This window comes from Enterobacter sp. EC_64 (assembly GCF_019584165.1).
GTDB classification, from domain to species: Bacteria; Pseudomonadota; Gammaproteobacteria; order Enterobacterales; family Enterobacteriaceae; genus Enterobacter; species Enterobacter roggenkampii.
Genome location: NZ_VDAS01000110.1, coordinates 1 through 222, shown reverse-complemented (window position 1 = coordinate 222; position 222 = coordinate 1). Strand labels below are relative to the sequence as shown.

Here is a 222-nt window from a genome sequence, read left to right as displayed (position 1 = left end):
TTTGTATGCGCCATTGTAGCACGTGTGTAGCCCTACTCGTAAGGGCCATGATGACTTGACGTCATCCCCACCTTCCTCCAGTTTATCACTGGCAGTCTCCTTTGAGTTCCCGGCCTAACCGCTGGCAACAAAGGATAAGGGTTGCGCTCGTTGCGGGACTTAACCCAACATTTCACAACACGAGCTGACGACAGCCATGCAGCACCTGTCTCAGAGTTCCCG

The 222-nt window shown here is 53.6% G+C and carries 1 rRNA gene; it reads right to left on the bottom strand.

Annotation, left to right across the window (positions count from 1 at the left end):
* Positions 1 to 222: ribosomal RNA gene (locus FHC52_RS22690) — 16S ribosomal RNA — on the bottom strand; the annotation flags it as partial.